We start from the raw sequence: 12,741 nt of genomic DNA on the forward strand, positions 1-12,741 counted from the left end.
CTTCAACGTCCTGCTCGCCTTCAAGCGTTGATGGTTGGCGAAAGCCTAAGCGACATCCGATCTCCCCCCTTGCGGGGGAGATGTCCGGCAGGACAGAGGGGGGTGGGAAGGATCGCGGCTTCTCGTCATTTACGACTGGTGGTTCTGCCGCATGACCACCTTCACCCCGACCACATCAGCGGAAACCCACTCCACCGTCGCTTGGGCAGCCGCCGAAGACTCGCCGCTCGAAATCCTCGGCCATGGTTCCAAGCGCGGCATCGGCCGGCCGCAGCAGAGCGAGCATACGCTCGACCTTTCCAAACTCTCCGGCGTCACGCTCTACGAGCCGGCCGAACTGGTGCTGTCGGCGAAGGCCGGGACGCGGCTGGCCGAGATCGAATGCCTGCTTGCCGAAAACGGCCAGCAACTGGCCTTCGAACCGATGGATTACGGCCCGCTGCTCGGCGGCGAGCCGGGACGAGGCACCATCGGCGGCGTGCTTGCCGCGAACCTTTCCGGCCCGCGCCGGCTGAAGGCCGGTGCTGCGCGCGACCACATTCTCGGCATATCTGCCGTTTCCGGGCGCGGCGAGGCCTTCAAGTCCGGCGGCCGCGTGGTCAAGAACGTCACCGGCTATGATCTGTCCAAGCTGATGGCCAACAGCTGGGGCACGCTGGCGGTGTTCACCGACGTCACCTTCAAGGTGCTGCCTGCCGCCGAGACCGAAGTCACGCTCGCCATTCGCGGCCTGCTCGACGATCACGCCGCCGCCGCCATGGCGCTGGCGCTCGGTTCCAGCGCGGAGGTGTCGAGCGCTGCCCATCTTCCCGAACGGGTCGCAGCTAGGGTTGCTGACGGCAGTCTCGGCAGCGATGCGGCGACGCTGCTGCGCATCGAGGGCTTCGGCCCGTCGGTCGCCTACCGCATTGCCGCGCTGAAAGACCTGCTGAAAGACGCTGGGCCGCTGCAGGAGATTTCCGGTCCGGTATCGTATTCGGTCTGGCGTGACATCCGCGACTGCGCGCCGTTCGCCGGTGGCGGCGGAAGGCCTGTGTGGCGCGTCTCGATGGCGCCGTCACAGGGCCACCAGATGGTGCTGGCGCTGCGCATGCAGGCCGCGGTCGATGCCTTCTACGATTGGCAGGGCGGGCTGATCTGGCTGCGCATGCAGCAGGACGATCCCGAGGCCGGCCTGTTGCGCGGCCTCATCAGAAGACATGGTGGCGGCCATGCGACGCTGGTGCGCGCAACCCCCTCGCACCGCGCTGCCGTTCCCGTGTTCGAACCGCAAGCGCCGCAACTGGCAGCACTGTCGGCGCGGCTGAAGGCCGAATTCGACCCGAAGAATATCCTCAATCCCGGCCGTATGGCGGCGGGCGCAGGCTCTGCTACTCTCGCCGCGGCAACCGAGGGAGGAGCCCAATGAGCGATCCAGGCCAAAACGGTACGTCACGCCAGACCGACCGCTGGCTAGAGCCCGGCCCGACCAACGCGCTGGTCATCTACATCCTCTATCTCGCCGGCCTAGCTATCGGCGTCAGCGGCATTGTCGGCATCGTCCTGGCCTATATCAACCGCGGCAAGGCCGGCGGCTTCGTCGAGAGCCATTACACATTCCTGATCCGCACCTTCTGGATCGGCCTGCTCTATGCACTGATCTCGGCGCTGCTGATGATCGTGGTCATCGGTGTCGTGCTGATTTTCGCCGTCGCCGTCTGGTTCATCGCCCGCTGCATTCTCGGCCTGCAGGCGCTGCAGCGCGGCGAAGCGGTCAAGAACCCGGAAAGCTGGTTTCTAGGATTATGAGCGTGATCCCCAAACGTGGGTACCGGTTTTGGGAAAAGATCATGCTCAAACGGTAAGGATTTGTTTACGTGCAGACCAATTTCTCAGCTGCCCAGCTTGCCGATCCGCATGTCGCGGAATCGGAAAAGATCCTGCGCAAATGCGTGCATTGCGGCTTCTGCACCGCCACCTGCCCGACTTATGTGACGCTCGGCAACGAACTGGATTCGCCGCGCGGCCGGATTTACCTGATCAAGGACATGCTGGAGAACGGCCGGTCGGCCGACAAGGAGATCGTCACCCATATCGACCGCTGTCTGTCCTGCCTCGCCTGCATGACCACCTGCCCGTCGGGCGTCAACTACATGCATCTGGTCGATCATGCCCGCGCCCACATCGAGGAGACCTACAAGCGTCCTCTGGCCGATCGTCTGACCCGCGCCATGCTGGCCTTCGTGCTGCCTTATCCCTTGCGTTTCCGCGCGGCGCTCAAGCTGGCGAAGCTCGGCCAGCCATTCGCCGGCCTGTTTGAGAAAATCCAGGCCTTGAGGCCTCTGGGCGCCATGCTCAAGCTCGCACCCGCGTCGGTCCCGGCAGTCTCGCCGATGGCCTCGCGGGGCGTCCATGCGGGGCAGGGCCCGAAGAAAAATGGCCGCGTCGCCATCCTCACCGGCTGCGCGCAATCCGTGCTCGATCCCGGCATCAACGACACAACGATCTCGCTGCTGACCAGGCTCGGTGTCGAGGTCGTCGTACCCGAAGGCGAAGGCTGCTGCGGCGCGCTTGTGCATCACATGGGCCGCGAGGCGGCTGCCCTGACGTCGGCCAGGCAGAATGTCGATGCCTGGACGCGCGCCATCGAGCAAGGCGGGCTCGATGCCATCGTCATCACCGCGTCAGGTTGTGGCACCACGATCAAGGATTACGGCTTCATGATGCGCCTCGATCCGGCCTATGCCGGCAAGGCGGCGCGCGTCTCGGCGCTGGCCAAGGACATCACCGAATATCTCGTGAGCCTCGACCTGCCCGAGCCGGTGCGCAAGCCGGGCACCATTGTCGCCTATCACTCGGCCTGCTCGATGCAGCATGGCCAGAAGATCACCCGCCAGCCGAAGGAGCTTCTGGCCAAAGCCGGCTTCGTCGTGCGCGAGCCGCGCGAAGGGCATCTCTGCTGCGGTTCGGCCGGCACTTACAACATCCTGCAGCCCGGGATTTCGGCGACGCTGCGCGACCGCAAGGTCAGGAATATCGAGGCTACCGGTGCTGACATCATCGCCACCGGCAATATCGGCTGCATCACCCAGATCGCCTCTGCCGCGAAGCTGCCGGTGGTCCATACGATAAAGCTGCTCGACTGGGCCTATGGCGGGCCGAAGCCCGAAGGCGTTCGCGAAGAGAGGGCGGTTGTCGCGGCTGAGTGATCCGCCAGTCGTCTACTCCGCCGCCAGTCTGTCCGCCGTGCCGTAGGTTGCCTGGTAGCGGGCGCGCTGGCGGCTGAGCGCCACCATCGTGTTGCGCAGCAGGATCGCCACGGTGATCGGGCCGACGCCACCAGGCACCGGCGTGATCCACGACGCGACATGCCTGACGCTCTCGGCATCGACGTCGCCGACGATGCGGCTCTCGCCATCCGGCCCGATTCCCGAATTGATGCCGATATCAATCACGGCGGCGCCCGGCTTGACCATGTCGGCCTTGATCAGCCGCGGCTTGCCGACGGCCACGAACAGCGCGTCGGCGCGGCGTGCGTGTGCCGCCACCGAGCGCGTCATGTGATGGCAGACCGTCACCGTCGCGCCTTCGCTCATCAAAAGGAAAGCGATCGGCTTGCCGACGATCTCGGAATGGCCGACGACCACCACTTCGAGCCCCTTGAGGTCGAGGCCGGTTTCCTTGAGCAGTTCGACCGAGGCAGCCGCCGTGCAGGGCGCCAGATCGAGCTGGTTGTAGACGATGTTGCCGATCGAGGCCGGATGCATGCCTTCGACGTCCTTGAGCGGATGCACCGCCGCCTGCAGCGTCTTGATCGGGATGTGCACCGGCACCGGTCGCTGGATGATGATGCCGGTGACGCGCGGGTCGGCGTTGAGGCCGTGGATCGCCGCTTCGAGTTCGCCGGCGGTGATGTCGGCGCGAAAGCGCCTTTCCTCGAAGCCGATGCCGGCAAGCCCCGCCTTGGCGCGCTGGTTGCGGACATAGACGTCGACCGCCGCCGTGTCGCCGACGGTGATCGACACCAGCTTGGGCGGAAAGCCTTCGGCGGTGGCGATCGCCGCGTCCTCGCGCACGCCGGCGATGATGCGTTGGGCCACCGGGCCGCCTCGGAGATAGCGGCTGTCGTCGGAGAGGGTCATCGAGATAGGGCCTTTGTCTGGAACTTTTAGCCGCCACATAGCAAAGCAACCGCGAAAAGGCAGTGCGAAAAACGAACCGCCATGCCGGTCGCGCGACGTGCCGGCGAAATCTTCCCGTCAATTCTTGCTGGCGTTGGCGGAAACAAAAAGGGCAGCACGGCTTGCCGCGCTGCCCTTTCGTGACTGGCCGCATCCCCACACGGCCCGTCCCCCGTTATTCAATACTCCCGAGGCTTCTGAGCAGAATCATCGGTGAGGTCAACCGCAGATTACATCACTACAACCGTCGTGCCAACATTGACCCGCTCGTAAAGGTCGACCACGTCCTCGTTGCGCATGCGGATGCAGCCCGACGACACCGCGCCGCCGATCGTCCAGGGCTGATTGGTGCCGTGGATACGGTACTCGGTCGAGCCGAGATAGAGCGCGCGTGCGCCGAGCGGGTTTTCCATGCCGCCGGCGAGATAGGTCGGCAGATAACGGCCCTTGGCGGCCTCGCGGGCGATCATCACCGCCGGCGGCCGCCAGTCCGGCCAGACGCGCTTGTTGGTGATCTTGTGGGTGCCGGACCATTCGAAGCCCGGCTTGCCGGTGCCGACGCCATAACGCCGCGCCTTGCCGTTCTTCTCGACCAGATAGAGGAAATTCTCTCGCGTATCGATGACGATCGTGCCCGGCTTCTGCGGGCCGTCATAGGCGACTTCCTGCGGCAGATAGATCGGGTCGATCTGCGGCCGCATGATCATGCGCTTGGCCGGTGCCTGCACCGCTGCGGTGCGCAGCTGATCGGGTTCGGCCTGGCGCCGATAGCGCCGTTGCGGCTGCGCCTCTTGCCGGCTCTGCCGCACGATGCCCGGCGCATGGCCGAGCTGCAGCACCCAGGGCGCCGAAAGGTCGGGACTGACCACCACCGGCGGCCTCTCGGCATAGCGGTCGTTGGCATTGGCGGCACCGGCGGCAAGCACGGCGGCGGCGCCGAACAGTGGGAACAAGAATGTCTTCATCGCAACGCACCTTGATCGTCGAACATGCCGGGGTGCAAAGCCTCCCCGATTTCGCCGACAATGAGCGCGAAGCGGCCACCGAAACATGAATCGGAATGCGTAAAATGCCGATCTGTCAGTAAAGCTTTTGGTGTGGTTACCGCCCGGTTCAGGAATCTGGTAAAGCCACGGTAAAGGCCACGTCAAAACGCGTTAACGCCAGGACAAGAACGGAATTCCGCCATGGACGAAAAGACAGGTCTGCTTGCCGGTCCCGACGGCGTCGCCCGCTGCTTCTGGCACGGCAACCTGCCGGATTATCTGCACTACCACGACCACGAATGGGGCCGGCCGGTCGCCGACGATCGCCGCCTGTTCGAGAAGATCTGCCTCGAGGGTTTCCAGTCGGGCCTGTCCTGGCTGACCATATTGCGCAAGCGCGACAATTTTCGCGAGGCCTTCGCCGGCTTCGATGTCGACAAGATCGCCGCCTTCACCGACGCCGATGTCGAGCGCCTGCTCGGCAATGCCGGCATCATCCGCCATCGCGGCAAGATCGTGTCGACCATCAACAACGCCAGACGCGCCCGCGAGCTCATCGACGAGGTCGGCTCGCTGGCGGCATGGTTCTGGAACTTCGAGCCCGGCCCCGACGAGCGGCCCGAGATCGTCGATCTCGCCCATCTGCGCGCCAACCCGACGACGGCCGTCTCGGTTCGCATTTCGAAGGAGCTGAAGAAGCGCGGCTGGAGCTTTGTCGGTCCGACCACCGTCTACGCCTTCATGCAGGCGATGGGGCTGGTCAACGACCATCTCGAGGGCTGCGTCTGCCGCGAGCCGGTCGAGGCGGAGCGGAAAGCCTTCAAGCGGCCGAAATAGCGGCTCAGGCGCCGCCGGCGCCGGCGAGGAAAAACCCGGCGAGGATGGCCGCCAGCGCGGCGAACACCGGATAGATCACCAGCAGGCCGGTTATCAGCACGTCGCGCATGGTCGGCCCGTTGCGCTGTTGCGCCGCGATCTCGAACGGTCCCGCGAATTGCTTCGTCGCCTTCGGCGAATGATTGTCGGCCGGCCGCAGCCGGACCGAGGCGTCGCGTGCGCCGCTATCGATGATGTCGAACTTCTGTAGCGTGGCCATGGGCCCGAACCCCTTGTTTCGGCGCGCTTATCGGCCCGGATTGTGTCTGCACGATGCCGCGCGCATGGCGCAATTGTTTCAGCTTCTTTTTCTTGCCTTCTCCCACAAGGGGGAAGGAGAAGTGCAAACCCTTGCCGCTCCCGGCTGCATCGGTTAGGACACCCGCGCCGTGGAAATCGGATATTTAACCGATCCCCGGAGCGCCACGAAACACCGAGTACCCATCCCATGGCCGACAAATCCGAAAAGATGAAAGCGCGGCTGCCGCGCGGCTTTGTCGACCGCAGCGCCGACGACCTGCGCGCCGTCGAGAAGATGATGGCGACGATCCGCTCGGTCTTCGAGCTCTACGGTTTCGAGCCGGTCGACCAGCCGCTCATCGAATATACCGACGCGCTCGGCAAATTTTTGCCAGACCAGGACCGGCCGAACGAGGGCGTGTTCTCGTTCCAGGACGACGACGACCAGTGGCTGTCGCTGCGCTACGATTTGACCGCGCCGATGGCGCGCTTCGTCGCCGAGAATTACGAGCGCCTGCCGAAACCCTATCGCAGCTATCGCTCCGGCTGGGTGTTCCGCAACGAGAAGCCCGGTCCCGGCCGCTTCCGCCAGTTCATGCAGTTCGACGCCGATACTGTGGGCACCCCGGGCGTTGCGGCCGATGCCGAGATGGCGATGATGATGGCGGACGTGATGGAGGCGCTCGGCATCAAGCGCGGCGACTACGTCATCCGTGTCAACAACCGAAAAGTGCTCGACGGCGTGCTGGAGGCGATCGGCCTCGGCGGTGACGAAAATGCCGGGCGCCGGTTGACGGTGCTGCGGGCGATCGACAAGCTGGACAAGCTCGGCGTCGAGGGCGTGCGCCTGCTTTTGGGCGCCGGGCGCAAGGACGAGAGCGGTGATTTCACCAAGGGCGCCGGGCTGGACAATACGCAAATCGACGTTGTCATCAGCTATTTCACAGTCATGGCGCAGCATGATCCCGAAAAAATTGTCCAGACACTGGGATCCATCAACCCCGGTGTCAGCAATCTTTTCGAGGAAAGGAAACTCGAACATCTGGGCATCACGAACGCCTCGTTTGTTGAGGGTCTTGCAGAGTTGGAGCAGATAAGAACCATGGTCGCACAAAGCGGCTACGGTGAGGATCGCATTCGCATCGACCCCTCCGTCGTGCGTGGCCTCGAATATTACACCGGCCCGGTCTACGAGGCCGAGCTGCTGGCCGAAATCCCCAATGAGGACGGCCAGATCGTGCGCTTCGGTTCGGTCGGCGGCGGCGGACGTTATGACGGTCTCGTCTCGCGCTTCCGTGGCGAGCCGGTGCCGGCGACAGGTTTTTCCATCGGCGTCTCACGGCTGATGACGGCGCTGAAGAACCTGGGCAAGCTCGATACTTCCGATGTCATCGCGCCGGTCGTCGTGCTGACCATGGACAAGGATACGGAAAGCCTCAGCCGCTACCAGAAGATGGTGGCCGAGCTGCGCGCCGCCGGCATCCGCTCGGAAATGTATCTCGGCGGCGCCGGCATGAAGGCGCAGCTGAAATACGCCGACCGCCGCGGCAGCCCCGTCGCTGTCATCCAGGGCGGCGACGAGCGCGCCAAGGGCGAGGTGCAGATCAAGGACCTGATCGAGGGCGCACGGATGTCGGCCGAGATCGCCGATAACGCCGAATGGCGCGCGGCACGGCCGGCGCAGGTGACGGTGGCGGAGAGTGAACTGGTTGCCGAAGTGAAGAAGATACTTGCGGCGCAGGCCGAGGAGCGGGCGCGTGGCAAGTAGGGCGCCACTCCCTTCTCCCCTTGTGGGAGAAGGTGGCCGAGCGAAGCTCGGTCGGATGAGGGGTGTTCCAGGGAACGCCGACGCCTCATTTCTTCCGGCACCCATCATCCGTCTTGGCGCTTCGCGCCAATCCACCTTCTCCCACAAGGGGAGAAGGGAAGGGCGCCTGCGATGACCTCCCGCCCCGCCATCGCATCCGACATCGCGACGCTCTTCGCCGCGCGCAACACCCATGCGGTCGAAGTCGCCGTGCTTCAGCCGGCCGACCCATTCCTCGACATGGCCGGCGAGGATTTGCGGCGTCGCATCTTTCTCACTGAAAGCGAGACCGGGCAGACGCTCTGCCTGCGGCCGGAATTCACCATTCCGGTCTGCCTCGACCATATTGCCAGCCAGGCCGGCACGCCGCGCCGCTATTCCTATCTCGGCGAGGTGTTTCGCCAGCGCCGCGAGGGCGGCAACGAATTCTTCCAGGCCGGTATAGAGGACCTCGGTGACCGCGACACGGCCGCCGCCGACGCCCGTTCGCTGGCCGATGCGCATGCGCTGCTCTCGTTGGTGCTGCCCGGCCGCGAGCTGGTGGTCACGCTCGGCGACCAGACCATTTTCGAGGCAGTGCTGGCAGCACTTGGCCTGCCGCGCGGCTGGCGCATGCGGCTGGCGCGCGCCTTCGGCTCGGCGGCGATGCTGGAGGCAGCCCTTGCCGACCTCGCCAATCCGCCGCGCAACAGCCAGCTCGCCGGCGCGGTCGCCGCCCTTGTCCTTGATGGCGATCTGGACGCTCTTTCGGCGCATATCGCCGGCGGCATGGAAGAGGCCGGCCTGTCGGCAACGGCCGGGCGTTCGCCCTCCGAAATCGCGCGGCGCCTGGTCGAGAAGGCCGAATTGCGCAGCGTGCGGCTGTCGAACGAGGCATTTGCGGCGCTGAAGGGGTTTCTGGCCATCGACGTGCCGCTCGATAGCGCCGCCGGGGCGCTCGAAAGCTTTGCCGCCGATGCCGGCCTTTCGCTGGGTGCCGCGCTGGACAATTTTGCCGCCCGCGCCGCGGCCATCGCAAGCCTCGGCCTGCCGATGTCTGAAATCCGCTACGACGCTGCCTTCGGCCGCCCGCTCGATTATTACACCGGCCTGGTCTTCGAGATCGCGGCGCAAGGCGGCGACCGGCCGCTCGCCGGTGGTGGCCGCTACGACCGGCTGCTGACGCTGCTCGGCGCAAAAACGCCGATCCCAGGCGTCGGTTTTTCCGTCTGGCTCGACCGCATCGAGGCGCTGCGGGAGAAGGCGCCATGATCACGCTGGCGCTGCCGTCGAAGGGCCGGCTCAAGGAGCAGGCGCTGGAGGTGCTGGCCAAGGCCGGGCTTGCCGTCAGCCTGCCCGGCGATGAGCGCAAATACCGCGCCCGTATCGATGGCATGGACGGCGTCGAGATAGCGTTCCTGTCGGCCTCCGAGATCGCGGGCGAAATCGGCCAGGGCTCGGTCGATCTCGGCATCACCGGCGAGGATCTGCTTCGCGAAAACCTTGCCGATTGCGAGGCGCGCGCCGAAATCATCGCCCGCCTCGGTTTCGGCAATGCCGATGTCGTCGTCGCCGTGCCCGACATCTGGCTCGATGTCGACACCATGGCGGACCTCGACGACGTCGCCGCCGACTTCCGCCAGCGCCATGGCCGGCGGCTCAGGATCGCCACCAAATACTGGCGCCTGACCCAGCAGTTCTTTTCGCAAAAGCACGGCATCCAGGTCTATCGCATCGTCGAAAGCCTGGGCGCCACCGAAGGCGCGCCGGCGGCCGGGTTGGCCGATATCGTCGTCGACATCACCACATCAGGCTCGACGCTGCGCGCCAACCATCTCAAGGTGCTGGCCGACGGTCTCATCCTGCGCTCGCAGGCCTGTCTCGTCGCATCGCGGAAGGCGCGGGCGGCGGCGGACGAGGCCGTGTTGCGCGATATTGCGGGCAGGATGGCGGCGGTGGAGACAGGCTGACGCCGCCGATCTCCCCCCTTGAGGGGGAGATGTCGCCGAAGGCGACAGAGGGGGTCGGTACGTCTTGACGCGACTCTCCTGACCGACAGAACAGGCTGGAGCTCCACGCGGGGCGACCCCTTCTGGCCTGCCGGGCATCTCCCCCTCGAGGGGGGAGATAGGCAGCTACGCCGACCCGAAGCAATTTCCTGACATACAGGAACTTTGTTCTTGCTTTGTGCCGGCAGCTATGCTACTAATCTCGCTATGGTGCTAATTGGCCCTGAAGACCCGCCCGCCAAGGCGGGTTTTTTGTTTTTGGCCCCGACAGGCGAGTTCCAGCGCAAGCCCCACCATCGACGGGATTTCCACCACCCCGCGGGGCTGATAGGCTCGGCTGGTCTGCGGAGGACACGGCGATGCCGATCAATCTCGACGAGTTGAAGAATGCCACCAGCCTGCGCGGCAAGCGCGACGGCGGCTCGTTCATTGCGCCGGTCGACGGCACGGCGCATGTCTCGGGCGAGCGCAGCGTGCCGCTGCTCAACCTGACGATCCCGGCGCTGTTTGCCGATACGGTCAGCAAATACGGCACGCTCGATGCCGCCGTCTTCGTCGAGCAGGACAAGCGCTTTACCTGGGAGGAACTCTCGGAGACCGTCGATGCGCTGGCCGCCGGCTTCCTGGCGCTCGGCCTCGAGAAAGGCGACCGCGTCGGCATCTGGTCGCCGAACCGCTGGGAATGGCTGGTGACGCAGTTCGCCACCGCCCGCATCGGCCTGATCCTGGTCAACATCAACCCGGCCTACCGGCTGGTCGAGCTGGAATATGCCTTGAACAAGGTGGCTTGCCGAGCGCTCGTCACCGCCGCCAAGTTCAAGAGCTCCGACTATCTCGGCATGATCGAAACGCTGGCGCCGGAGATCGCCACGGCCACCCCCGGCAAGCTCGACGCCAGCAAGCTGCCGGCGTTGAAGACCGTCATCCGCATGGACGAGGAGAGTTCGCCGGGCATGTTCAATTTCGCCGATGTGCTGGCGATGGCCGGGCGCGACGAGCATGACCGGCTCGACCGCATTTCCGACGGGCTGAAACCGGACGACGCCATCAATATCCAGTTTACCAGCGGCACGACCGGCGCGCCGAAGGGCGCGACGCTGACCCACAACAACATCGTCAACAACGGCAATTTCGTCACCGCGGCGATCCGGCTTACCGTCGACGACCTGCTGTGCATCCCGGTGCCGCTCTACCACTGCTTCGGCATGTCGATGGGCACGATGGGCTGCGTCACCAAGGGCGCGACCATGGTTTTCCCGAGCGAGGGGTTCGATGCCGGCGCTACGCTGAAGGCGGTGGCAACGGAACGCTGCACCGCGCTTTACGGGGTGCCGACAATGTTCGTCGGCCTGCTCGACCACCCGGAGTTCGCCTCCTTCGATCTCACCAGCCTGCGCACCGGCATCATGGCCGGCTCGCCATGCCCGATCGAGGTGATGAAGAAGGTGGTGTCGCTGATGCACATGGCTGAGGTGACTATTGCCTACGGCATGACCGAGACCAGCCCGGTGTCGTTCCAGAGCAGCGTCGACGACCCCTTGGAAAAGCGCGTCTCAACCGTCGGCCGCGTCCATCCGCATGTCGAGGTCAAGGCTATCGACGCCGAAGGCGCCACCGTCGCGGTCGGCGCGCCGGGCGAACTCTGCACGCGCGGCTATTCGGTGATGAAGGGCTATTGGGACGACGAGCAGAAGACCCGCGAGGCCATCGACGCAGAGGGCTGGATGCACACCGGCGACCTCGCCACCATCGACGCAGACGGCTATTGCAACATCGTCGGCCGGGTCAAGGACATGGTCATCCGCGGCGGCGAGAACGTCTATCCGCGCGAGGTCGAGGAGTTCCTCTATCGCCACCCCAAGGTCAAGGAGGTGCAGGTGTTCGGCATACCCGACCCGAAATATGGCGAGGAGCTGTGCGCCTGGATCGTGCTGAAGCCCGGCCAGATCACCACCGAGCAGGAGATCAAGGCCTTCTGCGCCGGCCAGATCGCCCATTTCAAGATCCCGCGCTACATCCGCTTCCGCACCGAATTGCCGATGACGGTGACCGGCAAGCCGCAGAAATTCCTGATGCGCCAGGCGATGATCGATGAACTGGGACTGGTGACGCAGAAGACGGCGTGAGAAGGCTTGCGTCTACGCGTGACGGAGGCGTTGTTTGGGCAACATATTGAGGGGGTGTTCCATGCGGATTGGGTTAGGCGTGCTTTTCCTGGCAACGCAGCTGGCAGCGACCGCGGCGCTGGCGCAGACGGCGGCCGAGCGTGAGGCCTGCCAGGCAGATTACCAGAGATTGTGCAAGGGCGTGCTGCCGGGCGGTGGCCGCGTCGTCAAATGCCTGGCCGGTCACATGAGCGAGCTGACGCCCGAATGCAGGAAGGTCGTCAAGGCCAACACGCCCGGCTAGCGTGTGAGCTTGCCTGCGGATGACATGATGTTTCGGACCAGGGGACAGGCGAGGTGTGCGGGGGCAGGAGGATTCTTGCGAAGAGGACCCCCACCCCTGACCCTCCCCACAAGGGGGAGGGGGACTTTCGGTGGCGCCGACCTTTGCAAAATTGCCTGCGTTTCGTCGCCAAAAGGAAAGCAAGGGCGCGCGGCAGCATTCCCGCCCCCTTGTGGGGAGAGGTTAGGGTGGGGGTCCATTTTCGCAAGACTCCAAATGCGATTGCCTTTCCCCCT

General features: G+C 64.9%; 12 protein-coding genes. 9 read left to right on the top strand and 3 right to left on the bottom strand.

The genetic code is table 11. The features are described 5' to 3' along the window. The first annotated feature begins 151 nt into the window (after window positions 1-151). The 3 genes from NMG46_RS19995 (at window position 152) to glcF (ending at window position 3,188) form a co-directional block, all read left to right on the top strand. Complete coding sequence (locus NMG46_RS19995; RefSeq protein ID WP_254819315.1) at window positions 152-1,408, top strand: FAD-binding protein; 1,257 nt, start codon at window positions 152-154, stop codon at window positions 1,406-1,408. Beyond that, complete coding sequence (locus tag NMG46_RS20000; protein WP_254819316.1) at window positions 1,405-1,788, top strand: hypothetical protein; 384 nt, start codon at window positions 1,405-1,407, stop codon at window positions 1,786-1,788. The genes NMG46_RS19995 and NMG46_RS20000 overlap by 4 nt, the downstream gene beginning before the upstream one ends. A 68-nt stretch (window positions 1,789-1,856) precedes the next feature. Next, window positions 1,857-3,188 (top strand): glycolate oxidase subunit GlcF, encoded by a 1,332-nt coding sequence (gene glcF / locus NMG46_RS20005; protein ID WP_254819317.1) that lies wholly within the window; start codon window positions 1,857-1,859, stop codon window positions 3,186-3,188. A gap of 12 nt (window positions 3,189-3,200) precedes the next feature. On the opposite strand, the gene NMG46_RS20010 is transcribed toward glcF, so the two are convergent. Both NMG46_RS20010 and NMG46_RS20015 read right to left on the bottom strand, forming a co-directional pair. Next, window positions 3,201-4,121, bottom strand: a complete 921-nt coding sequence (locus NMG46_RS20010) for a bifunctional 5,10-methylenetetrahydrofolate dehydrogenase/5,10-methenyltetrahydrofolate cyclohydrolase (protein WP_254819318.1) — start codon at window positions 4,119-4,121, stop codon at window positions 3,201-3,203. Window positions 4,122-4,390: 269 nt separating this feature from the next. Further along, complete coding sequence (locus NMG46_RS20015; protein WP_254819319.1) at window positions 4,391-5,125, bottom strand: L,D-transpeptidase; 735 nt, start codon at window positions 5,123-5,125, stop codon at window positions 4,391-4,393. Window positions 5,126-5,347: 222 nt separating this feature from the next. Here NMG46_RS20015 and NMG46_RS20020 point away from each other — a divergent pair, with 222 nt between their 5' ends. Beyond that, entirely contained in the window at window positions 5,348-5,983 is a 636-nt protein-coding gene (locus NMG46_RS20020; protein WP_254819320.1) for a DNA-3-methyladenine glycosylase I, read from the top strand. Between the two features lie 4 nt (window positions 5,984-5,987). Here the strand turns inward: NMG46_RS20020 and NMG46_RS20025 are convergent, their stop codons facing one another. Next, a complete protein-coding gene (locus NMG46_RS20025) occupies window positions 5,988-6,242 on the bottom strand; it encodes a hypothetical protein (RefSeq protein WP_254819321.1) in 255 nt (84 codons plus the stop codon). A gap of 228 nt (window positions 6,243-6,470) precedes the next feature. Here NMG46_RS20025 and hisS point away from each other — a divergent pair, with 228 nt between their 5' ends. From hisS to NMG46_RS20050, 5 genes are all read left to right on the top strand, one after another. Beyond that, window positions 6,471-8,030: a histidine--tRNA ligase gene (hisS, locus tag NMG46_RS20030; protein WP_254819322.1), complete on the top strand. Its 1,560-nt coding sequence runs from the start codon at window positions 6,471-6,473 to the stop codon at window positions 8,028-8,030. Window positions 8,031-8,201: 171 nt separating this feature from the next. Next, complete coding sequence (locus tag NMG46_RS20035) at window positions 8,202-9,320, top strand: ATP phosphoribosyltransferase regulatory subunit (RefSeq protein WP_254819323.1); 1,119 nt, start codon at window positions 8,202-8,204, stop codon at window positions 9,318-9,320. Next, complete coding sequence (hisG, locus tag NMG46_RS20040; RefSeq protein ID WP_254819324.1) at window positions 9,317-10,018, top strand: ATP phosphoribosyltransferase; 702 nt, start codon at window positions 9,317-9,319, stop codon at window positions 10,016-10,018. Before NMG46_RS20035 ends, hisG begins: the two co-directional genes overlap by 4 nt. A gap of 398 nt (window positions 10,019-10,416) precedes the next feature. Continuing rightward, window positions 10,417-12,183: an AMP-binding protein gene (locus tag NMG46_RS20045; RefSeq protein ID WP_254819325.1), complete on the top strand. Its 1,767-nt coding sequence runs from the start codon at window positions 10,417-10,419 to the stop codon at window positions 12,181-12,183. A gap of 61 nt (window positions 12,184-12,244) precedes the next feature. After that, window positions 12,245-12,466 (top strand): cysteine rich repeat-containing protein, encoded by a 222-nt coding sequence (locus NMG46_RS20050; RefSeq protein ID WP_254819326.1) that lies wholly within the window; start codon window positions 12,245-12,247, stop codon window positions 12,464-12,466. The last annotated feature ends 275 nt before the right edge of the window (window positions 12,467-12,741 follow it).

It is taken from the genome of Mesorhizobium sp. LMG 17147 (assembly GCF_024297145.1).
Taxonomy (GTDB): Bacteria; Pseudomonadota; Alphaproteobacteria; order Rhizobiales; family Rhizobiaceae; genus Mesorhizobium.

What these genes read in the sequence shown, in the direction of transcription:
- NMG46_RS20045 (WP_254819325.1), top strand. Translation starts at nt 10,417, where the DNA reads ATGCCGATCAATCTCGACGAGTTGAAGAATGCCACCAGCCTGCGCGGC.
- NMG46_RS20035 (WP_254819323.1), top strand. Translation starts at nt 8,202, where the DNA reads ATGACCTCCCGCCCCGCCATCGCATCCGACATCGCGACGCTCTTCGCC.
- NMG46_RS20020 (WP_254819320.1), top strand. Translation starts at nt 5,348, where the DNA reads ATGGACGAAAAGACAGGTCTGCTTGCCGGTCCCGACGGCGTCGCCCGC.
- hisS (WP_254819322.1), top strand. Translation starts at nt 6,471, where the DNA reads ATGGCCGACAAATCCGAAAAGATGAAAGCGCGGCTGCCGCGCGGCTTT.
- NMG46_RS19995 (WP_254819315.1), top strand. Translation starts at nt 152, where the DNA reads ATGACCACCTTCACCCCGACCACATCAGCGGAAACCCACTCCACCGTC.
- NMG46_RS20025 (WP_254819321.1), bottom strand. Translation starts at nt 6,242, where the DNA reads ATGGCCACGCTACAGAAGTTCGACATCATCGATAGCGGCGCACGCGAC.
- NMG46_RS20050 (WP_254819326.1), top strand. Translation starts at nt 12,245, where the DNA reads ATGCGGATTGGGTTAGGCGTGCTTTTCCTGGCAACGCAGCTGGCAGCG.
- NMG46_RS20000 (WP_254819316.1), top strand. Translation starts at nt 1,405, where the DNA reads ATGAGCGATCCAGGCCAAAACGGTACGTCACGCCAGACCGACCGCTGG.
- hisG (WP_254819324.1), top strand. Translation starts at nt 9,317, where the DNA reads ATGATCACGCTGGCGCTGCCGTCGAAGGGCCGGCTCAAGGAGCAGGCG.
- NMG46_RS20015 (WP_254819319.1), bottom strand. Translation starts at nt 5,125, where the DNA reads ATGAAGACATTCTTGTTCCCACTGTTCGGCGCCGCCGCCGTGCTTGCC.
- NMG46_RS20010 (WP_254819318.1), bottom strand. Translation starts at nt 4,121, where the DNA reads ATGACCCTCTCCGACGACAGCCGCTATCTCCGAGGCGGCCCGGTGGCC.